This is a genomic window from Streptomyces iranensis (genome assembly GCF_017874715.1).
GTDB lineage: Bacteria > Actinomycetota > Actinomycetes > Streptomycetales > Streptomycetaceae > Streptomyces > Streptomyces iranensis.
On the sequence record NZ_JAGGLR010000009.1, the window covers coordinates 118,930 to 138,832 of the forward strand.

At 71.8% G+C, this 19,903-nt stretch carries 22 protein-coding genes; 8 read left to right on the forward strand and 14 right to left on the reverse strand.

Annotation, left to right across the window (positions count from 1 at the left end; all coding sequences use genetic code 11):
- Window positions 1–3: 3 nt before the first annotated feature.
- The 5 genes from J2Z30_RS18015 to J2Z30_RS18035 are packed head-to-tail and all read right to left on the reverse strand — an operon-like array spanning window position 4 to window position 4,455.
- Window positions 4–1,500, reverse strand: a complete 1,497-nt coding sequence (locus J2Z30_RS18015; RefSeq protein WP_044568120.1) for a cytochrome P450 — start codon at window positions 1,498–1,500, stop codon at window positions 4–6.
- Window positions 1,497–2,120, reverse strand: a complete 624-nt coding sequence (locus tag J2Z30_RS18020; RefSeq protein ID WP_044568121.1) for a GTP-binding protein — start codon at window positions 2,118–2,120, stop codon at window positions 1,497–1,499. The genes J2Z30_RS18015 and J2Z30_RS18020 overlap by 4 nt, the downstream gene beginning before the upstream one ends.
- Window positions 2,101–2,463 (reverse strand): DUF742 domain-containing protein, encoded by a 363-nt coding sequence (locus tag J2Z30_RS18025; protein WP_044568122.1) that lies wholly within the window; start codon window positions 2,461–2,463, stop codon window positions 2,101–2,103. The genes J2Z30_RS18020 and J2Z30_RS18025 overlap by 20 nt, the downstream gene beginning before the upstream one ends.
- Entirely contained in the window at window positions 2,460–2,879 is a 420-nt protein-coding gene (locus tag J2Z30_RS18030) for a roadblock/LC7 domain-containing protein (protein ID WP_044568123.1), read from the reverse strand. The genes J2Z30_RS18025 and J2Z30_RS18030 overlap by 4 nt, the downstream gene beginning before the upstream one ends.
- Window positions 2,872–4,455 (reverse strand): sensor histidine kinase, encoded by a 1,584-nt coding sequence (locus tag J2Z30_RS18035; RefSeq protein WP_044568124.1) that lies wholly within the window; start codon window positions 4,453–4,455, stop codon window positions 2,872–2,874. The genes J2Z30_RS18030 and J2Z30_RS18035 overlap by 8 nt, the downstream gene beginning before the upstream one ends.
- A 264-nt stretch (window positions 4,456–4,719) precedes the next feature.
- Here J2Z30_RS18035 and J2Z30_RS18040 point away from each other — a divergent pair, with 264 nt between their 5' ends.
- Entirely contained in the window at window positions 4,720–5,832 is a 1,113-nt protein-coding gene (locus J2Z30_RS18040) for an NAD-dependent epimerase/dehydratase family protein (protein WP_245388134.1), read from the forward strand.
- 30 nt (window positions 5,833–5,862) lie between these two features.
- Here J2Z30_RS18040 and J2Z30_RS18045 read toward each other — a convergent pair whose 3' ends face one another.
- The 7 genes from J2Z30_RS18045 to J2Z30_RS18075 form a co-directional block, all read right to left on the reverse strand.
- Window positions 5,863–7,515 (reverse strand): alpha/beta hydrolase, encoded by a 1,653-nt coding sequence (locus J2Z30_RS18045; protein WP_044568125.1) that lies wholly within the window; start codon window positions 7,513–7,515, stop codon window positions 5,863–5,865.
- Between the two features lie 127 nt (window positions 7,516–7,642).
- Complete coding sequence (locus J2Z30_RS18050; protein WP_209468740.1) at window positions 7,643–8,545, reverse strand: urease accessory protein UreD; 903 nt, start codon at window positions 8,543–8,545, stop codon at window positions 7,643–7,645.
- A 446-nt stretch (window positions 8,546–8,991) separates the two neighbouring features.
- On the reverse strand, window positions 8,992–9,687 hold the full coding sequence (ureG, locus tag J2Z30_RS18055; RefSeq protein WP_044568126.1) for an urease accessory protein UreG: 696 nt from the start codon (window positions 9,685–9,687) through the stop codon (window positions 8,992–8,994).
- Between the two features lie 46 nt (window positions 9,688–9,733).
- Window positions 9,734–10,459: an urease accessory protein UreF gene (locus J2Z30_RS18060; RefSeq protein ID WP_372453281.1), complete on the reverse strand. Its 726-nt coding sequence runs from the start codon at window positions 10,457–10,459 to the stop codon at window positions 9,734–9,736.
- Between the two features lie 188 nt (window positions 10,460–10,647).
- Window positions 10,648–12,372, reverse strand: coding sequence for an urease subunit alpha (locus J2Z30_RS18065; protein WP_044568128.1), 1,725 nt, complete (start codon window positions 12,370–12,372; stop codon window positions 10,648–10,650).
- 85 nt (window positions 12,373–12,457) lie between these two features.
- On the reverse strand, window positions 12,458–12,763 hold the full coding sequence (locus tag J2Z30_RS18070; RefSeq protein ID WP_044568129.1) for an urease subunit beta: 306 nt from the start codon (window positions 12,761–12,763) through the stop codon (window positions 12,458–12,460).
- 12 nt (window positions 12,764–12,775) lie between these two features.
- Entirely contained in the window at window positions 12,776–13,078 is a 303-nt protein-coding gene (locus tag J2Z30_RS18075; RefSeq protein ID WP_044568130.1) for an urease subunit gamma, read from the reverse strand.
- A gap of 376 nt (window positions 13,079–13,454) precedes the next feature.
- Here J2Z30_RS18075 and J2Z30_RS18080 point away from each other — a divergent pair, with 376 nt between their 5' ends.
- The gene (locus tag J2Z30_RS18080; RefSeq protein ID WP_044568131.1) at window positions 13,455–14,408 is read left to right on the forward strand and encodes a M28 family metallopeptidase; all 954 of its coding nucleotides are present in this window, start codon (window positions 13,455–13,457) and stop codon (window positions 14,406–14,408) included.
- A 48-nt stretch (window positions 14,409–14,456) separates the two neighbouring features.
- Here the strand turns inward: J2Z30_RS18080 and J2Z30_RS18085 are convergent, their stop codons facing one another.
- The gene (locus tag J2Z30_RS18085; RefSeq protein WP_044568132.1) at window positions 14,457–14,759 is read right to left on the reverse strand and encodes a type II toxin-antitoxin system Phd/YefM family antitoxin; all 303 of its coding nucleotides are present in this window, start codon (window positions 14,757–14,759) and stop codon (window positions 14,457–14,459) included.
- Between the two features lie 96 nt (window positions 14,760–14,855).
- On the opposite strand from J2Z30_RS18085, the gene J2Z30_RS18090 reads away from it, so the two are divergent.
- The 5 genes from J2Z30_RS18090 to J2Z30_RS18110 all read left to right on the forward strand — a co-directional run bounded on the left by J2Z30_RS18090 (window position 14,856) and on the right by J2Z30_RS18110 (window position 18,294).
- A complete protein-coding gene (locus tag J2Z30_RS18090) occupies window positions 14,856–15,491 on the forward strand; it encodes an ATP-dependent Clp protease proteolytic subunit (RefSeq protein ID WP_044568133.1) in 636 nt (211 codons plus the stop codon).
- Between the two features lie 5 nt (window positions 15,492–15,496).
- Entirely contained in the window at window positions 15,497–15,805 is a 309-nt protein-coding gene (locus J2Z30_RS18095) for a hypothetical protein (RefSeq protein WP_044580992.1), read from the forward strand.
- Window positions 15,806–16,135: 330 nt separating this feature from the next.
- Window positions 16,136–16,609 (forward strand): C40 family peptidase, encoded by a 474-nt coding sequence (locus J2Z30_RS18100; RefSeq protein WP_044568134.1) that lies wholly within the window; start codon window positions 16,136–16,138, stop codon window positions 16,607–16,609.
- An 87-nt stretch (window positions 16,610–16,696) separates the two neighbouring features.
- The gene (locus J2Z30_RS18105; protein WP_044568135.1) at window positions 16,697–17,092 is read left to right on the forward strand and encodes a VOC family protein; all 396 of its coding nucleotides are present in this window, start codon (window positions 16,697–16,699) and stop codon (window positions 17,090–17,092) included.
- On the forward strand, window positions 17,089–18,294 hold the full coding sequence (locus J2Z30_RS18110) for a nucleotidyl cyclase domain-containing protein (protein ID WP_044568136.1): 1,206 nt from the start codon (window positions 17,089–17,091) through the stop codon (window positions 18,292–18,294). Before J2Z30_RS18105 ends, J2Z30_RS18110 begins: the two co-directional genes overlap by 4 nt.
- 34 nt (window positions 18,295–18,328) lie before the next feature.
- Here the strand turns inward: J2Z30_RS18110 and J2Z30_RS18115 are convergent, their stop codons facing one another.
- Window positions 18,329–18,757: an ATP-binding protein gene (locus tag J2Z30_RS18115; protein ID WP_044568137.1), complete on the reverse strand. Its 429-nt coding sequence runs from the start codon at window positions 18,755–18,757 to the stop codon at window positions 18,329–18,331.
- A gap of 274 nt (window positions 18,758–19,031) precedes the next feature.
- Between J2Z30_RS18115 and J2Z30_RS18120 the strand changes: the two genes are divergently transcribed.
- Window positions 19,032–19,901 carry a helix-turn-helix domain-containing protein gene (locus tag J2Z30_RS18120; RefSeq protein WP_044568138.1) on the forward strand — a complete coding sequence of 290 codons (870 nt, stop codon included), beginning with the start codon at window positions 19,032–19,034 and terminating at the stop codon, window positions 19,899–19,901.
- Window positions 19,902–19,903 lie beyond the last annotated feature (2 nt).

A 19,903-nucleotide genomic window follows, 5' to 3' on the forward strand; every position in this document is an offset into this window, starting at 1 on the left:
TCTCTACGGGGCGGAGGACCCCTTCGGAGCTGATCCCGAGGGCCTGCCCAGCAGCCACCGCCATAACGCCGCCCACCACGGGACGCGTCCGGGGGCCGTCGCCGCGGGCCGTTCGGTGCCGGACCGGACCGGGGCCGACGCGTCCTCGGGCATCGAGGGCACCCGCTGCCGAGGGGGCAGGAGGGCCTCGACGGGGAGGTCCATGATGTCCGGCTCGGGGCGCCGGGGCATGAACTCCACCGGCAGCTCCACGAGATGGCGGGAGATCCAGGACGAGAGCCAGGTCAGCTCGGACTCGTCCACGGCCAGCCGCAGATCGGGCAGGCGCAGCAGCAGGGTGTCGATGGCGGTGTCCGTGATGGCCCGGCCGATGTCCTGCCCCGGGCATTCGTGGGGGCCGCCGCTGAAGGCGAGATGGGACCGGTTGCCGTACATGGGCGCGGCGATGTCGGGGCGGATGGCCGGGTCGACGTTCCCGGCGGCCAGCCCCAGCAGCAGCATGTCCCCGGTCTTGATCCGCTGACCGCCCAGCTCGGTGTCCCCGGTGGCCCAGCGGCCGGGGACGACCGTGAGCGGGGGCTCGTTCCACAGCACATGCTCGATGGCGTCCGGCAGCGTCATATGACCGCCGGCCAGGGACGCGCGGAAGCGCGGATCGGTGAGGACCATGCGCAGCGTGTTGGCCATCAGATTGGTGGTGGTCTCGTTGCCGGTGAGCAGCACCAGCCGCAGATGCTGGACCACCTCCTCCTCGGTGAGGCCGGAGGGGTGGGCCAGCAGCCAGGACGCCAGGTCCTCGCCGGGTTCGGCGCGCCTGCGGTCCACCAGGCCCTTGAGGGCGTCGGTGACGTACGCGTCGCTGCGCAGGGCCGTCTCGGTGCCCTTCATCAGGTCCCGGGTGGCCTCGACCAGCCGGGGGCCGTACTCGTCGGGCATGCCCAGCAGTTGGGTGAGGACGAGCATGGGCAGCTGCTGGGCGAAGGCGGTGACCATTTCCGCGCCCCCGTCGGCGCAGAAGTCGTTCACCAGCTGGTGGGTGAAGCGGGTGACATGGCGGCGGATCCCGCGGCGGTCGAAGCGCCCCATGGACTCGGTGAGCGCGGCCCGCAGCCGCTCGTGCTCGTCGCCGTCGGCGAAGGTGCACATGGGCTGCCAGCCGACCACCGGCAGCAGGGGCGAGTCGGCGGCGATCCTGCCGTCCTTCCAGGCGTGCCAGTGGCGGGAGTCGCGGGAGAAGCGGGAGGGGGTGCGGGAGACCTCCAGGTTCTCGCGGTAGCCCAGCAGCAGCCAGGCCGGTATGCCACCGTCGAGCACGATCGGGGCCACCGGGCCGTGCTCGGTGCGCAGCCGCTCGTACAGCCCCATCGGGTCCTTCTCGTTCTCGGGCCCGAGGAGGTCCACCAGACCGCCGTCTGCGTCGGAGAGCGCGGTGTGGACGGGGCACCGGGTGGGCGGCAGATCGGCGGACCCGGTGCCGGGGTCGTCGGGATGAGGAGTCACGGTGTCTCCGGGGTCACGGTGTGGAGGGATTGCAGATGGCGTACGAGGGCGAGGAGGGTGTCGCGGCTGGAGGTCCGGTCGCGGGCATCGCAGTCGATCATCGGTACGGAGTCGGGCAGGTCCATGGCCGCGCGCAGGTCCGCCATGGAGTGGACGGGGGCCTCGGGGAAGGCGTTGACCGCGACCACGAAGGGCACCCCGCGCTCCTCGAGCCGTCCGACCGCGTCGAAGCTGACCTCCAGACGGCGGGTGTCGATCAGGACCACGGCGCCCAGGGCGCCCTCGAAGAGGCCGTTCCACAGGAACCAGAACCGCTCCTGGCCGGGGGTGCCGAACAGATAGAGCACCAGCCGTTCGTTGAGGCTGATCCGGCCGAAGTCCATCGCGACGGTGGTCTCGGTCTTGCGCTCGATCCCCGCGATGTCGTCGACGCCGACCCCGGCCTGGGTCATGGTCTCCTCGGTGGTCAGCGGGCGGATCTCGCTCACCGAGCCGACCATGGTGGTCTTGCCGACGCCGAAGCCGCCGACGATCACCACCTTGACGGCGGCGGCCGCGGAGGCCGGGAGGGTGTCCTCGCTGCGCGGTCCGGCGATTTCCTCAGAGGTTCTGTAGTCCATGCATCACCGCCTGCAGCAGTTCGGGGTCGGGCAGCACGGCGGCCGGGACCGGCGCCCTGACCTCCACCCGGTCGTCCCGCAGCAGCCCCGCGAGGAGCACGGCGACGGTGGAGACGGGCAGGACCAGATACGCGGAGATCTCCGCCACCGAGAGCGGGAACTGGCACATCCTCAGCACGGCCGCGGCCTCGGGGGCCGTCCCCGGCTCCGGTTCGGCGCGCGCCACGATGAGGCTGACGAGTTCGACGGGCCGGTGCCGGGGTTCCTGCGGGGCGCGGCCGCGGCTGACCGTGTAGAGCCGCTCCGGGCCACCCTCGTCCCACGGCTTGCCGGGCTCGCTCATGTCACGCGTCCGTCGACCCGCGGCGGGCTGCTGAGGTGCTCCCCGAGCCGGGCGACGAGATCTCTCATGCACTGGCCCATCAGCCCGGCGTCCACGCTGTCCTCGGCGAGCACCGCCAGATACGAGCTGGTACCGGCCGCCATCAGATAGAAGAACCCGCCGTCGACCTCGATGACGACCAGCCGCATCCGCCCGTCCCCCTCGGGGAACTCGGCGGCGATCGCGCCGGAGAGGCTCTGCAGCCCGGCGCAGGCGGCGGCCAGGCGGTCGGCGGTGTCCTTGTCCGCGCCGACCTGGGCCATGCACAGGCCGTCCGAGGACAGCAGGACCACGTGCCGGGTCTCCGGAACGCTGGACGCCAGGTCCCGGAGCATCCAGTCCATGTTGAACCGCGGTTGCGTCACTTGCCTACTCATCCTTGTCCGACGTGTTCGGGGTGCCTGAGTTGTCCGGGGTGCTGGGGGACTTCCGGGGGTCCGGCGCGTCCGTGGCCGCGTCCGCCGCCGGGATCGGCTCGCCGTTGAGCCCCTTGGTGAAGGCGTCCAGCCAGATCCCCGGCTGTACCGGCTGCCGGGCCGGTTCGCGGGGCGGGGCGGGCGCCGCCGGGGGCGCGGAGTCGACGCGGAACGAGGGGGCCGGGGCGACCATGGGCATCCGGCGGCGGCGCTGCGGGAGTCCGGCGCCGTTCTGCCGGAAGCCGGGGCCGGGGCCGGGGCCGGGGCGGCCCTGCGCCATCGGGCCGGTGCGGGTGGGCGACGGCAGGGGCGTGGCCCGCTTGATGGGCTTGGGCGGGGGCAGTTTGGCCGCGCGGGCGATCGCGCCGCCGGGCGCGGGGGTGGGGCAGATGATGTCCTGCGGTACGACCAGCACCGCGCGCACCCCTCCGTACGCCGAGGGCCGCAACGAGATCTGGAACCGGTACCTCACGGCGAGCCTGCCGACCACGGCCAGGCCGAGCCGCGGTGTCTCGCCCAGGTCGTTGAGGTCGAATCCGGTGGCCGCCTGGAGCAGCACCGCGTCGGTGCGTCTGCGCGCCTCCTCCGACAGGCCCACCCCGGCGTCCTCGATCTCGATCGCGACCCCGGACTGGACCTCGATCGCGGTCAGGTGCACCCGGGTCTTGGGCGGCGAGTAGCGGGTGGCGTTGTCCAGCAGTTCGGCGAGGGCGTGGATCAGCGGCTCCACCGAGGGGCCGACGATCGCGACGTCCGCCACCGAGTGCAGATCCACCCGCTCGTACTCGAGGATGCGGGACATGGCGCCGCGGCAGACGTTGAACAGCGGCACCTCCTTCTGCCACTGGCGACCCGGGCGGGAGCCGCCCAGGACCGCGATGGAATCCGCCAGCCGGCCGATGAGGGCGTTGCCGTGGTCCAGGTGGAGCAGATCCTCGAAGACGTCCGGGTCGGCGCCGTGCTTGTCCTCCATCTCCCGCATGTCCTGGGCCTGTTGGTGGACGATGGCCTGCACCCGGCGGGCGATGTTGACGAACGCCCGCTGGGCCGCGTCCCTCAGGTCCTCCTCGGTCCGCACGGTGTCCAGCACCCACCGCAGCAGCTGCTCGTGGGCGGCGTCGAAATCCGGGTCGAGACGGGGCGCGTAGTCGACGTCCTTCATCGCCTCGTGCACCATGGCACCGCGCCGCAGCCGGGCCACCGTCGCGGGGAGCACCTCCCGGGTCAGCCGCCGGATCTCCGCCTCCTGGGCCGCCAGGCGCTGCCGGAACTCGGCCTCCTGGGCGGAGAGCCTGGTGCGCAGCGTGGTGATCAGCCGGCCGCGGCGCATCGCCTCGGCCGCCGCGAAGGCCACCGCGAGCGTCGCCGCCACTCCGCACCAGGCGACCGTGGCCCGCGCCCCGGCCGGGACCACGGCGACGGCCAGCGCCGCGCAGAACGCCATCGCGGCGGGAGGGATGACCCATACGAGCGTGGAGGCGGGCCGTCGGCCTCCGGGTGAGGTGCCGCCTCCGGATGAGGTGCCGGCGAAAACCATGGACATCCTTAAAAACAGCGAAGAGAAAATGAGTGCGAAATGCGGGCGATGAGCCAGCCCGTCATGGGCCCTGGAGCATAGCGGTTTCACCGTCGCATGAATCGAAGATGCTTTTTTCTTCGGAATGCATCACGGTGAATTCAAAGAACATGAAAAAGCGATCATCTGCACTCACTCTTTGACCGCGAATGATCGGCCGAGGGCGAATCTGCTCATGGCGAAGGAGTCTGGGCAGCATGGCGCTCGAGCCCTTAGCGTCCCGGCATGAGCACTGGGAGCGCATGTGTGATCGGGGCGACGGGCCAGATCGGCCGGGCGGCGGTGCGCGCGCTCGCCGAGGAGGGGTGGCGGGTGCGGGCCGCCTCGCGCGGCGGGGGCCGCGACGAGAGCTGGCCCGGGTCGGTGGAGAGCGTGGCCGTGGACCGGGACGACGCCGCCGCGGTGGCCGCGCTGATCGGCGACGGCTGCGATGTGGTGCTGGACTGCGTCGCCTACGGCCGGGCGCACGCACGGCAGTTGCTGGGGCTCGCCGACCGGATCGGATCGGCGGTGGTGATCTCCACCGGAGCGGTGTACGAGGACGACCGGGGCCGGGGCTTCGGAACCCAGGACCGGCCGGACGGCGCCCCACGGTATCCGGTACCGCTCCCCGAGTCCCAGCGGACCGTCCCGCCCGGCGACGACTACGGCAGCCGGAAGGTGGCGCTGGAGCGGGAGCTGCTGGCCGCCGGGGACCGGCTGCCGACGACCCTGCTGCGCGCCGGGGCGATCCACGGCCCGCACTGCCGCACCCCGCGTGAGCTGTACTTCGTCAAGCGGGCGCTGGACGGACGGCCGGTGCGGATCCTGGCGTACGGCGGCCGCAGCCGGTTCCATCCGGCCCATGTCGACAACATCGCGGAGCTGGTGCGGCTGGCCGCCCACCGGCCCGGTTCACGGGTGCTCAACGCGGGCGACCCACAGGCCCCGACGGTCGCCGACATCGCCGCCGCCGTGGACGCGGTGCTGGAGGTGCGCAGCGAGCTGGTGCTGGTCGACGGCGAGCCGCCGCATCCGCATGTCGGCAGCACCCCCTGGAGCCTGGCCCACCCCATGGTCTACGACATGTCTGCGGCCGAACGGGAGTTGGGCTACCGCCCGGTGACCGGCTATGCGGAATCGCTCCCGGCGACCGTCGCCTGGCTGACGGACCGGCTGGCGGCGGACGCGGACTGGCGCACGGCCTTCCCCGACATGGCCGCCGCCTACGACCCGATGACCGATCTGTTCGACTACGCGGCCGAGGACGCGTGGCTGCGGGGCGCGCGGCGGAGAAACGGAATCGGGCCCGTGCGGGGAACGCACGGGCCCGGCCCAGCACCGCATACCGCCGACTAGGACTAGGACTAGGACTAGCCGACCAGCCGACTACTTGACGACGGCGGCCGCCTCCTTCGCGGCCTCCGCGGCCTTGGCCGCCTTCGCGGACGCGCCCGACTTCGCGGGCACCGGCGTGGCGTGCGGAGCACAGGTCACGTCCTTGGCGTCCACCGTGCCCTTGAGCAGGTAGGCGTCCACCCGGTCGTTGACACACGGGTTCACCAGACCGACGACCCCGTGCGAACCGGCGCCCTTCTCGGTCACCAGACGCGAGCCCTTCAGCCGCTTGTGCAGCTCCACCGCGCCCTGGTACGGGGTCGCGGCGTCACGGGTGCTCTGCACGATCAGCGTCTTGGGCAACCCCTTGGCGGCCCCCACCTCCAGCGGGGTCCCCTGCTTGGCCCCCCAGGTGGCGCACGGCAGGTTCATCCAGGCGTTGGACCAGGTCAGGAAGGGGTAGTCGCGGTGGAGCCGGGTGTTGTCCCGGTCCCACTTCGCCCAGCTGGTCGGCCACTTGGCGTCGGCGCACTCGACGGCGGTGTAGACGGCGTTGCCGTTCTCCGAGGCGATGTTGCCCGCGGTGTCGGACATATCCGGGCCCGCGGCCTCGACCAGCGCCTTCTCATCGCCGCCGAGGTAGTCGCTCCACACTTGGGCGACCGTGGCCCACGACGAGTCGTAGTACGGAGCGCTCTGGAAGAACCCGAGCAGCTCGGCCGGGCCCACGACCCCGCCGATGGGGCTCTTCTTCGCGGCCGCGCGCAGCTCCTCCCACTGCTTCTGGACCGCTCCGGGGGTGTCGCCGATGTGGTAGGCGGCGTCGTTCTTCGCCACCCACGCCTTCCAGTCGTTCCAGCGCGTCTCGAAGGCGACGTCCTGGTCCAGGTTGGCCTGGTACCAGATCTTCTCCCGCGAGGGGTCGACCACGCTGTCCACGATCAGCCGGCGCACATGGGTCGGGAAGAGCGTCGCGTAGACCCCGCCGAGGTACGTTCCGTAGGACACGCCCAGGTAGTTGAGCTTCTTGTCGCCGAGCGCGGCCCGGATGACGTCCATGTCCCGGGCGGTGTTGGGCGTCGTCATATGCGGCAGCATCCAGCCGCTGCGCTCCTTGCACCCTGAAGCGTACTCACGGGCCAGCTTGCGCTGGACGCGCTTGTCCGCCTCGCTGTCGGGCACCGGGTCCAGCTTCGGGGCCTTGACGTACTCCTGGGGATCCACGCAGGAGATCGCCGTGGAGTGGCCCACCCCGCGCGGGTCGAAGCCGACGAAGTCGTACGCCTTCGACACCTTCGTCCACAGCGGGTTCTTGGTGGTGACCCGGGTCGGAAAGCGCAGCCCGGAGCCGCCGGGCCCGCCCGGGTTGTAGATCAGCGAGCCCTGCCGCTCGGAGGCGGAGCCGGTGTTGGCGATCCGGTCCACCGCGAGCTTGATGGTGCGGCCGTTCGGCTTGGCGTAGTCCAGCGGCACGGTGACATAGCCGCACTGGATGGGCTTGGCCAGCCCCCAGTCGGCGGGGCAGTCCGTCCAGTCGATGCCCTTCTTCGCGGCCTTGGCCGCGGCCACCGCCACACCACGGGCCTCGGCGGCCCCGCCGGGCGTCCGCTCCGATGCCCCGGCAGTGGGGGCGGCCAGCGCACCGGTTATCAGCGCACCGGCGATCACACCGCCGGTCACGCCGAAGAGTGCTGTGCGTCTCACGTAGTCATCCCCCTGCTTTGTTGCGCCGCCAGGAGCGGCGATGATCACAGAGTGTCAGGGGGATTCTTCTGTCTTGCTTACCGCCGAGTACAGGGCAAACCGCCGTTTCTTTATCAAGACGTGAACATCAGCCCACGGCTGCGGCCGCCGCGTCAAGGGCCCGGCGGAGGTCGAGGGCGTCCGGGGCCACGGCGGTGGCGAGGGCGGCGGGGCCGGTCAGCGGCGTGAGGACGGCGGTCTCGGCGAGGCGGCGGGGCGCGATGGGACGAGCGTCATAGGACGGATCGACCACGAGGAGCTGACCCACCGCCCGATGGCCGCCGAGGACCGCGCCGCCGTCCCAGCCGGGGGCGCCGGGGCCGTGGGCGAGCTCCTGTTCGAGGAGCGGGCGCCCGGCGCGGTGAACGGTGAGACGGCTGGTCAAACGCCCCGGGGATTCGCCGGTACGGCCCAGGATCTGCTCCTCGCGGAGCACGAGGCGGGCGGTGGGCGCGAGTTCGACACGGGTGGTCATCAGCAGTTCGCTGCCGTGGGCGGAGATCAGGGGCTCGGGCAGCCAGTGCAGGGTCGCGCCGTCGGCGACGGTCAGCCGGATCTCGTAGTACGCGGGCCCGGCCGCCCGCCCCGGCAGGGCGATGGTGGCCGCGGCGGAACCGATGCGCAGCCGGGCACCCGGCCCGGCGGTCGCCTCCAGGGCGATCCGATCGCCGCCGAGGGGCGCGCTCATGGCCCCGACCACGGTGACACACGCCTCCCCACCCACGCCCCGGGTCCGCCGCAACGCGAGCGGCCCGTCCCCGGCGAGCACGGGCAGCGCGGTGCCCCCGCGCCCGTCCGCCTCGGCGACGAGACGGGCGGTGGCCCGTACGAGCGCTCCGGAGCTGCCCGTTGTAGGTGAGGTGCCCGTCGCAGGCGAGCCGACTGCCGTCGCACCCGAGATGCGCGTCGCGCCCGAGATGCGCGTCGCGCCCGAGGCACAAGTCGCAGCCGAGGTGCCCGCCGCGCTTGCGGTGCCCGCCGCACCCGAGATATCCGCCGCACCCGCGGAGCCCACCACACCCGAGATATCCACCGCACCCGAGGTGCCAGCCGCGCCTGCGGTGCCCGCCGGACCCGAGATATCCGCCGCGCCTGCGGTGCCCACCGCACCCGAGACGTCCGCCGCACCCGCGGAACCCACCACACCTGCGGTGCCCGCCGCACCCGCGGAACCCACCACACCCGAGACGTCCACCGCACCCGCGGAACCCACCACACCCGAGACGTCCACCGCACCTGCTGTGCCCGCCGCACCCGCGGAGCCCGCCGCACGCGAGGCGGCCGTCGTACCCGAGGCGGCCGGGCCGCTTCGCCGCGGGTTCGGGGCTGCCCGCTCCGGAGCACTCCCCGGCATCCGCGGCGCGGGGTGTGGCGGTACGCCACCCGGTGCGGCCGTCGGCGGTCGCTCCGCCCCGGCCGCGGCGTCCGGGGCCGGGGTCATGCCGGGGCCGCCGTCCAGGCGGCCAGGCGGGCGTGGACCCAGTCGGCGATGGGGCGGACGCCGTCCTCGGCGACCAGGGAGGTGAAGGCGACGGGCAGTTCACCGCGCTGGGCCTCGGCGTCGCGGGCCATACGTGCCAGGTCCGAGCCGACGTAGGGGGCCAGGTCGGTCTTGTTGACCACGAGCAGATCGGCGGTGGTCACGCCGGGGCCGCCCTTGCGGGGGATGTCGTCGCCGCCCGCGACGTCGATGACGAACACCTGGGCGTCCACCAGGCCCTTGGAGAACGTCGCGGTGAGGTTGTCCCCGCCGGACTCGACCAGGATCAGATCGAGCGGGCCCACGGTCTCCTCAAGCTCCTCGACCGCCTCCAGGTTGGCGGAGATGTCGTCGCGGATCGCGGTGTGCGGACAGGCGCCGGTCTCCACGGCGGTGATGCGCTCCGGCGGCAGTACGGCGTTGCGCAGCAGGAACTCGGCGTCCTCGCGGGTGTAGATGTCATTGGTGACCACGGCGAGGGAGAACTGTTCGCGCAGCGCCCGGCACAGCGCGGCGACGGTCGCGGTCTTGCCCGAGCCCACCGGCCCGCCGAGGCCGATGCGCAGCGCCCGGCGGGTGCCGTCGGGGCGGTGGGGGCCGGAGGCGCCGTAGGTGTGGCGCGGGGGGTAGGTGTCCGCGTGGTCGAGGTGCATGAACGGCTCCGATGTTCCAACAGGGGGCGGGGCGGCGTGGTCCCGGTTACGAGGCGAAGAGGCGTACGGACCAGGTGGCGTGCTGTTCGGCGGCGATGTCGAGCAGTGGCGCGGAGGCGGCGGGCAGCGCGCCCGCGCCCTCGTCGAGGGCCCGCCGCGCCGCGTCGGCGGCCCGCGCCACGACCTGGTCCAGCTCGGGGGCGAGGCGGGCGAGGACGGCGGTGGCGTCGAAGGGGTCGAGGCTCAACAGCCGTACGGCGGCGGTCGCGGGCCCGCTCACCGCCTCGTACCCGGCGGCGTACGCGGCGTCCGGCGGCCCCAGCGCGGCGGCGCGCGCGGTGAGCCCGAGCACCACGGGCTGATGTGCCCCGCGCGGCCGGGCGGCGGCCAGGGCGTCCAGTTCGGGCGAGGGCCAGGCGGCGCGGGCGGCGCGCATCAGCTGGCGCCCGAGCCGCCGGGCGGTGGCCCGCAGCACGGGGCTGGGGGTACGGGCGTCCGCCGCATCGTCCAGCGCGAGCGGATCGAGCCCGGCGGCGGCCGCGGCAGCGAGCCCGGCCGCGGTGAGCCCGGCGGTGTGCAACCGGCCCCGGCAGAACGCCTCCAGGGAGACCGCGTCACGGATCCGCCCCGCCGCGACGGCGGCCTCGGCACCCCCGGAATGAGCATGGCCTCCGGCGGGAAACCGCCCATCGGCAAGAACAAGCAACGCACCGACCCCACCAGGGACCCCGCCCCCGGCCCCCGCGGCCCCCACCACACGCCGTACAGCCACATCCTCCGCCCCCGAACGAGCCCGATCCGGCCCGCCCGGTGGCGGGGTGCCGGGGGTCCAGGGGGCGGAGTCCCTTGGTTGTGGGGAGGGGCGGGGTGGGGGAAGGTCCATCGGCAGGCCACCCGCGGCCGGACCGCGGGCGTCCCGGGGAGTGGGCGGGGTCTCGTTCGTCGGCATGGCGGGTCCGGTCAGAAGAGGAAGTACCGCTGGGCCATGGGAAGTTCCGTCGCCGGGGCCGGTTCGACGGGCTCGCCGTCGATCGTCACGGTGAACGTGTCGGGGTCGACCTCGACCCGCGGCAGGGCGTCGTTCTCCCGCATGTCCGCCTTGGTGACCCCCCGCGTGCCGCGGATCGGGGCGAACCGCTTGTGCAGGTCCAGCCGGTCCGCCAGGCCGTCGTCCAAGGCGGCCTGGGTCACGAAGTTGACCGAGCCGCCGGCCGCCGCGCGGCCGAGCGCGCCGAACATGGGGCGCGGCAGGACCGGCTGCGGGGTCGGGATGGAGGCGTTCGCGTCGCCCATCTGCGCGTACGCGATCTGGCCGCCCTTGATGACCAGGTGCGGTTTGACACCGAAGAACGCCGGGTCCCAGAGCACCAGGTCGGCCAGTTTTCCGGGCTCCACCGAGCCGACCTCACCGTCGAGGCCCTGGGCCACCGCCGGATTGATGGTGTATTTGGCGACATAGCGACGCGCCCGGTGGTTGTCGGCGCGGCCGTCCCCGGCCGACGCCCCGCGCCGTCGCTTCATCACATGCGCGGTCTGCCAGGTGCGCAGCACCACCTCGCCGATCCGCCCCATGGCCTGGGAGTCGGAGGAGATGATCGAGATCGCGCCGAGGTCGTGCAGCACATCCTCGGCGGCGATGGTGCTGGGCCGGATGCGCGATTCGGCGAAGGCGAGGTCCTCGGGGACGGCCGGGTTGAGATGGTGGCAGACCATCAGCATGTCGAGATGCTCCTCGACGGTGTTGACGGTGTGCGGGCGGGTCGGATTGGTGGAGCTGGGGAGCACGTTCGGCTGGGATACCACGGTGATGATGTCGGGCGCGTGCCCGCCGCCCGCGCCCTCGGTGTGATACGCGTGGAGGGTGCGCCCGGCGATGGCGGCGAGGGTGTCGCCGACGAAGCCCGCCTCGTTGAGGGTGTCGGTGTGGATGGCGAGCTGGGCGCCGCTCTCCTCGCAGACGCCGAGGCAGGCGTCGATGGCGGCGGGGGTCGCCCCCCAGTCTTCATGGATCTTGAATCCGAGGGCTCCGCCGCGCAGTTGGGACCACATCGCCTCGCGCGAGACGGTGTTGCCCTTGCCGAGCAGCCCGATGTTGACCGGATATCCCTCCAGCGCCTCGAACATCCGGGCGAGATGCCAGGGTCCGGGGGTGATGGTGGTGGCCTTGGTGCCCTCGGCGGGCCCGGTGCCGCCGCCGACGAGGGTGGTGATCCCGGAGCAGAGCGCCTGGTCGACGAGGGTCGGGGAGATGAAGTGGACATGGGCGTCGATGGCGCCCGCGGTGAGTATCCTGCCGTTGCCCGCGATGACCTCGGTCTCGGGCCCGATGACGAGGTCGGGGTGGACACCGTCCATCGTGTCGGGGTTCCCGGCCTTGCCGATTCCGGTGATACGGCCGTCACGCAGGCCGATATCCGCCTTGACGACGCCCCAGTGGTCGAGCACGACGGCGCCGGTGATCACGGTATCGGGGGCACCCTCGGCCCGGGTGGCGCGGGACTGGCCCATGGATTCGCGGATCACCTTCCCGCCGCCGAAGACCGCCTCGTCCCCGGCCCGGCCGGGCCCGCCGCCGCGGTCCTCCTCGATCTCGATGAAGAGGTCGGTGTCGGCGAGCCGGATGCGGTCCCCGGTGGTGGGGCCGAAGAGATCGGCGTACGCGGCGCGGTTGAGCTCAGCGGTCATGCTGCACCTTTTCGTTCGCTTCTCCGCGCGAGGCGACAGCGCACCCCGTCGGCCATGTGCCGCCCGGCGGCCTCGGATGCGACGCTCACAACCGTCCTCCCGTCTCCCCGCGCAGCCCCGGCACGATCCGCTCCCCCGCGATCGGGATCAGTGCGACCTCGACGGGGATGCCCGGTTCGAAGCGCACGGCGGTGCCCGCGGCGATGTTCAGCCGCTTGCCGCGGGCGGCGGCGCGGTCGAAGTCGAGGCCGGGGTTGGCCTCGGCGAAGTGGTAGTGGGAGCCGACCTGGACGGGCCGGTCGGCGGCGTTGAGCACGGTGAGACGGGTGACCGGCCGCCCCTCGTTGAGGAGCACCGGCTCATCGGCGTAAAGGATCTCTCCGGGGATCATGGCAGGCCCCCGTCAGGGTATCGGCTGGTGGACGGTGACCAGCTTGGTGCCGTCGGGGAAGGTGGCCTCGACCTGCACGTCCTGGAGCATCTCGGGTACGCCCTCCATGACCTCGTCGCGGGTGAGCACCCGGCGGCCGGAGGCCATCAGCTCGGCGACGCCACGGCCGTCGCGGGCGCCCTCCAGGATGTGTGCGGTGATCAGCGCCGTCGCCTCGGGGTGGTTGAGCAGCACGCCCCGGGCCCGTCGCTTCTCGGCCACGTCGGCGGCCACATGGATGAGCAGACGTTCCTGCTCATGCGGGGTCAAACGCACGCTTACCACCTCATTCTCGCCCTCATCCCGCGGAAGCCCCGGTCCGGCGGAAACCGCCCGCTCTACGCGATCCGGGGCGACTTTCGTCCGGCCTTCGCAGGTTAGTTCCGCGGCATTTCGTCGGCGTTAACTGAGCCATTGGCCGAGCAACCCTGATCAATCCGATCGATGCTGGTCAAGACCGTCTGGTAAGCCACCGTCACGTCTTCGTACCCCCCTCGGCGACCGCCCGGCATCCGCCCGGCATCCGCTCGGCGGACCCGTACGTCCGGCTATCGCACTTGACGGCCCCACCGGATAGCCCCGATTCTCATCACCGCAACACCATGATTCACCTGCTCCGCTCCAACCCCCCACATCACAACGGAGCCCAACTGTGAAGCGAATAGCGTCAATTCGCCGCGGAAGCCTCGCGGCGGCAACCGGTGCCGCGCTCGCCGCGGCCCTGCTGAGCGGCGCCTCCGGCGCCGAGGCCACCGTCAACACCAAGGCCGCCGCCCCCGACGTGGACGTCGCGGCCGTCAAGGCCGATCTGGGCGAGCTGCAGTCCATCGCGGACGCCAACGGCGGCAACCGCGCCCATGGCGAGCCCGGCTACCAGAAGTCCCTGGACTTCATCAAGGGCAAGCTGGACGAGGCCGGATTCACCACCTCCGTCCAGGAGTTCACCTCCGGCGGCAAGAAGGGCTACAACCTCATCGCCGACTGGAAGGGCGGCGCCGACGACAAGGTCGTGATGGCCGGTTCCCATCTCGACTCCGTCGAGGCCGGTCCGGGCATCAACGACAACGGTTCCGGCTCGGCCGCGATCCTCGAGGTCGCGCTCGCCGTGGCCAAGGCCGACCTCCAGCCCACCAAGCACCTGCGGTTCGCATGGTGGGGCGACGAGGAGGACGGCATGGTCGGGTCGACGCACTACGTCGACAGCCTGGCGGCCGACGAGCAGTCGAAGATCGACTCCTACCTCAACTTCGACATGCTCGGCTCCCCCAACCCGGGCTACTTCGTCTATGACGACGACCCGGAGCTGGAGAAGGTCTTCAAGGACTGGTACGCGGCGAAGAACATCACGACCGAGAAGGAGACCGAGGGCGACGGCCGCTCGGACCACGCCCCGTTCAAGGACGCGGGCGTGCGGGTCGGCGGTCTGTTCACCGGCGCCGAGGCCACCATGAGCCAGGAGCAGGCCGACCAGTGGGGCGGCAAGGCGGGCGAGGCGTTCGACCCGTGCTACCACTCCGCATGCGACAAGACGTCGAACATCGACGACAAGGCGCTGGACCTGAACACCGACGCCATCGCCAACGCGATCTGGACGCTCAGCTCCTGATCAGCACCCCCGCACCGGACCGGCGCTGAGCCGGTCCGGTCCCGTCCGTCACTCCTCGCGGCCCGGACGCCGATCCTCGGCGTCCGGGCCGCGGTGTTCCGCCGCGATGCCGAAGCGCCGCCGTTCGCCCGGAGCGGACGAGGTGGGGCGCATCGAGGACACGGTGCTGATCACCTGTTCCTCCCCGCCCGTCTCGATCTCCTCGAGTCGCTGCAGGTCCGCAGCGGACACCAGGGCGACAAGCGGCTTCCCGTGGCGCGTGACGACCACCCTCTCGCCGCCGTACACCACGCGGTTGATCAGCTCCGCGAGCTCTGCACGGGCTTGCGTCACCGGAATCTCGTAAGCCATGCTCCCATCATATCTGGATGTACATCCTGTACATTTTTTACGGAGCCAACGAGACCGCCAACGACACCGCGAACGACGACGCCGAGAGGTGACGCGATGGAACGACCGACCGCGCGCTATGTCCTGCCCGAGTTCACCGAGCGCACCAGCTCGGGGACGCACACCATGGACCCGTACTCCAAGCTGCTCTCCGAGCGCATCGTCTTCCTCGGCACCCCGATCGACGACACCGCCGCCAACGATGTGATCGCGCAGCTGATCCATCTCGAGCACGCCGCGCCCGACCAGGACATCTCGCTCTACATCAACTCGCCCGGCGGCTCGTTCGGGGCCATGACGGCGGTCTACGACACCATGCACTTCGTCTCCTGCGACATCGAGACGGTCTGCCTGGGCCAGGCCGCCTCGGCGGCCGCCGTACTGCTGGCCGCCGGCACTCCGGGCAAGCGCCTGGCCCTGCCGGGCGCGCGGATCCTCATCCACCAGGCCGCGTGTCGCGAGCCGGTCGAGGGCACCACCTCGGATCTGGAGATCCAGGCCAATGAGCTCCGGCGCACCCAGCGGATGCTCGAGGAGATGCTGGTGCGGCACACCGGCCGAAGCGCCGAGCGGATCCGGGCCGACATCGACCGCGACAAGATCTTCGACGCCGAGGGCGCGATGGCCTACGGACTGGTGGACGAGGTCACCCGGAGCCGTAAGCGGCCGGGCCCGCCGCCGCGGGCGAGGTGAGCGCGGTGCTGCCACCGGAGCTGCCCCCGCTGCCCGCGCTCACCCGCGCGGAGGGGAACGTGATCGACGGCTATCTGGAGGTGGTCGATCTGCTGGGCCGGATCAATCCGGCGCGCGGCCGCGACACCTACGGCAGTCTGCGGGCCGCCCAGGCGCTGGTGGGGAAGGCCACCGCGCTGCGGGACGCGCTGACGCTGATGCATGAGCGCGGGGAGAGCGAGCTGCACAGCGCGACCCTGACCCGGGCGCTGCGGGTGCTGGACGGTGAGCGGCGCGCGGAGCGCGTCACGCTGCCCCCGGCGCTGCGGGCCTGATGACCGCGCTCGTCAGGGGCGCGGGGCGGTCGGCCCCGTCGCCCGAACGGCGGAGCGGGATTCCGGCGCTCCGAGCGGGATCGGCTTGCGTCCCGCGGCCGCCCCGGGTCCGTCCCACCGCCCGCCCCACCGCGCCGCAGAACGGCCGTTCGAGCAGGTCGTCGGCGTGGGACGGAACGGTCGGCGCCACCCGAACGGCCCCGCCGTGACCACCGTCACACCGCGGCCTCTCGAGTCGGAACCGGCGCCCCGCCTGCGTGACCATCCCTGGAGACGACAGGACCCCGCCACCGCACCGGGGCGGGGTCGGCTCACGAAGGGTTTCGTGTGATGTCTGCGCACATACGTATCCCCAGGATGTTCTCCCGAGCGAGCGCCGTCTCCGCCCTCACCGTCGCCGCCGTGGGCGGCACCGTGGCGACGCCGGGCTGTCCACCGGAGGCCGAGGCCGCGACCGTCGCCGCCAAGGCGCTGCGCATCGCGGCCGCCAAGAAGGGCGCACCGTACAAGTACGGCGCGGCGGGGCCGAAGCGCTTCGACTGCTCCGGGCTGACGCAGTACGCCTACAAGCGGGCCGGAAAGCGGCTGCCGCGCACCGCGGCCGCCCAGTACAACCGGACCCGCCATATCAAGGCCACCTCCCGTAAGGGCGGTGACCTGGTCTTCTTCCACTCCGGCAGCGGGGTGTACCACGTCGGGGTGTACGCGGGCGGCGGCCGCGTATGGCACGCCCCCAAGACGGGCGAGGTGGTGCGGCTGGAGCGGATCTGGACCAAGAAGGTCTGGTACGGACATGTGCGCTGACCCGCCGTAGGCGTCAGTGGCCATGGGTAGGTTGACGGGGCCGGGACACCGCCGTGGACCGGCCCCGTCGACCACCGGAGGCATCGCATGGCCTATCTCAACCCGGTCCGGCACATCACCTTCGACGCCCGTGATCCGCACGCCCTCGCACGGTTCTGGTCCCGGCTGACCGGCTACCCCCTGAAGGACTCCGAGCCGGACGGCGAATGGGCGCTGATCAGCCCGGGGCAACCCGGGGCGCCGGGGCTGCTGTTCCTGCGGGTCCCGGACTCCAAGACCGTCAAGAACCGCGTGCACCTGGACATCCAGCCGCCGTCGGGCACCCGGGACGCCGAGGTGGAGCGGCTGATCGGGCTCGGCGCGCGCGTGGTGGACGACCGGCGCACGGAGGACGGGCTGGGGTGGGTGGTGAGGTCCGATATCGAGGGCAATGAGTTCTGCGTGGAGCGCAGCGCCGTCGAGCGCGGTGCGGTGCCGGCATGAGCGAGCCCTTCCAGGCGGACCGGACCTACGACCAGGTGTATCTGCTCTTCGTCGACACCTCCGGGTATTCGACGATCGTCCGCTCGAACCCCAGGGACCGCGCCGCCCACGCCTTCGATCTGCTGCGCGAGCGGATGCGCGCGCGGATCGAGCAGTTCTCGGCCCAGCACCGCTGTGCCCGCGGCGACTTATGGAGCTGGCGCGGCGACGGGGGCTTCTTCGCGGTCCACGACGATCGCGAGAGCGTGGCCCGCGATGTCGCGCTGGAGGCGGCCCGCACCTTTCTCACCCTCGATCTGCGCCATCTGCGGGACGAGTTCGCGCAGGCGGGGGTGGACGGCGAGCTGCATGTGCGGATGGCGCTGCACAAGGGGGCGATACGGCACACCGGCGAGGGCCGGACCGGCACCATCCACTCCCCCGACATCAATCTGGCCGCGCATCTGGAGAAGGCCACTCCGCCGGACTGTCTGGCGGTCTCGGAGGATGTGTACCGCACCGCGGGGCGGTACGCGGAGCTGTTCGCCCATGTGGGAAGCCATGAGGGCAAGGACGTCTATCTGATGGCGGGCGACGGCGGCCCGGACGGGGCGGCCAAGGCATGGCTGGCGGGCCGGGGGCTGGCGGACGGCTCCCCCGTGCACGCGTATCCGGAGCGGCCGAGCCCGCAGGAGAAGGCGCGGCTGCTGGACGCGGCGGCCGAGGAGGTCCTGGACATGGGGACGGCGCTGCGCACCACCTCCGGCCGGCTGGTCACCACCGAGCGCCCGGCCCGCTTCCGCGACGCGGTCCTCGGGCTGCTGCGCCGGGGCGGCACGTACCACTGCTATCTGCTGGACCCGTCCTCGGACGCGGCGGCCACGCTCTCCCGCCAGTACCAGGAGGACATGACGCGGAAGATCAAGGATTCGCTGGAGCGGTTCGGCCGTTTCAAGGAGCGCTACGGGGCGGAGGCCGACGGCCTGCGGGTCTATCAGACCGAGGAGTTTCCCGGCTTCTCGGCGCTGGCCATCGATATGCGCGGACCGAGCGGGCTGATCCTGTACTCCTCGTATCTGATGGGCACGAGCCGGTACGGGGTGATCGAGCGCGGCGACATGCCGCACTATCTGATCGGCCCGGCCGCCGGGCGGGTCCACACCCGGATCCGCCGGCTGGCCGAGGCGCGGGTCTCGGAGCGGCAGGCCCAGCGCGTGCTGTGAGCGGTTCGGGCGGATCGGGGCGGTCCGGCCGGGCTCAGCGGACCGGGACGGTCCACGGCAGGGCGATCCAGACGGTCTTGCCGCCGTCCGCGGTCGGGGTGACGAACAGCTCGCCGCCCGACTCCGCGGCCAGACAGCGGACGATCACCATCCCGCGCCCGCTGTCCTGCTGGGTGGCCAGCGGCAGCCACCTGGGCCACTTCGGATGGCTGTCGGTGACCCCGATCTCCAGCCGCTGCTCGCGGTCGAGCCGCAGGTCCACGGTGAAGGTGGGCGACTGGCCCACGGTGTGCTCCACGGCGTTGGTGGCGAGCTCGGAGACGATCAGCCGCACGGTGTCCACGGCCTCCGCTCCCGCTCCGAGCCCCCATTCGGCGAGCACGTCCGTGACATAGGCACGTGCCGCGGGAACCGACGCCGGTGCGCTCGGCAGAGTGACGGATGCTTCCTGATGGTCTGCCATGACGGCCTGTCCCTTTCCGGCCGGGGCGCGGCTGCGGACGCGTTTCGAGGGTGGACCAGCGAAGCCGGTGAAGTCGTGGGCTGCCCCGCGGCTCTACGCGTCAGACTGCCACCAATGGCCTCTGTATCGGGGGCGATCCACCGAGTTATGCATATATCTGTCGCCCAAAGCGGTGAACTCTGCTACGGAAGACCGGATTTGGAAGGCACACTGGGCCACTGGTGCGACACGCGCTGTGGGTGACGCGCCAAAAGGAAGGCGGGAGGGAGAACTGATGCGATACGGCCCGGCGGTGCGTCGCCGCAAGCTCGGTGCGGAACTGCGCCGCCAGCGCGATCTGGCCGGGCTCACCAGCGGTGAGGTCGCCAACCAGCTGGGCTGGCACCAGTCGAAGGTGAGCCGGATCGAGACCGGGCGGAGCGGCGCCAAGCCCTCGGACGTGACACGGCTGCTGGAGGTCTACCAGGTCGCCGACCCGGAGCTGCGCGCCCTGCTGGAGGCGCTGTGCCGCGGGGGCGCCTCGGATCCGGAGGGGTCACGGCGCGGCTGGTGGTACGCGTACCGCGATCTGCTGCCGCCCGCCTACCGGGATTTCATCAGCCTGGAGGCGGAGGCGTCGGACGCGTACACCCTGGAGACCACGGTGGTGCCGGGCCTGCTGCAGACCCCGGACTACGCACGGGCGGTGACCCTCGCGGCGCTCCCGGATCTGCCGGGGCCGCAGGTGGACTCGCTGGTGGAGGTGCGGATCGCGCGCCAGTCGGTGCTGCACGGCGAGCGGCCGCTGCGGCTGCACGCGGTGCTCGACGAGGCGGCGCTGCGGCGCGAGGTGGGCGGGCCCGGAGTGATGACGGCGCAATTGCGCCATCTGGCCGAACTCTGCGCATTGCCTCAGGTGCAGCTACAGGTGCTGCCATTCTCTATCGGAATGCCCATTGGTATGACAGGTCCTTTCATTATTTTCTCTTTTCCGCACATTAGTGACCTGGACGTAGTAGTTCTCGACCACTTGACGAGTAGCCTCTATCTGGAGCGGAAAGAAGACCTCCGGGCGTACAGCGCCGCGTTCGAAGTACTGCGCGCTCATGCCCTGACACCTGAGGAATCGTTGTCCTTCATCAACAAAATCGGGGGCGGCGCCTGAGG